The following is a 298-nucleotide window of genomic DNA, read 5'->3' on the forward strand; positions in this document are numbered from 1 at the left end:
GATTTTTAATTAAATAAAACAACTAGCACACCATCTTCAACAAAAGCATATTGATATGGCGCTGTACCATTGGTTGGTGTTACACTTACTTGTGCTCCAACATTACAATTTGCATTAATATTAGTTGCTTCTACAAGTGTTAATAACGCAGGCTCACTAACATTAATAGTTGCCGTACTTGTGCAGGTTGTAGCCTCATCGGTAACTATTATAATTTGGTTACCAACAGACAATCCTGTTAAATTTATAGTTGCACTTGTTTGTCGTGTTACTGCTGTACCTCCATTTATAGTATAAC

Annotated in this window: 1 protein-coding gene; it reads right to left on the reverse strand. The window is 34.9% G+C overall.

What is annotated here, in order from left to right; translation table 11 throughout:
* Nucleotides 1-5: 5 nt before the first annotated feature.
* On the reverse strand, nt 6-298 hold a 293-nt coding region (locus V6246_RS18270), incomplete at its 5' end, for a hypothetical protein (RefSeq protein WP_341561876.1).

Source organism: Algibacter sp. TI.3.09 (assembly GCF_038154905.1).
Lineage (GTDB): Bacteria > Bacteroidota > Bacteroidia > Flavobacteriales > Flavobacteriaceae > Algibacter.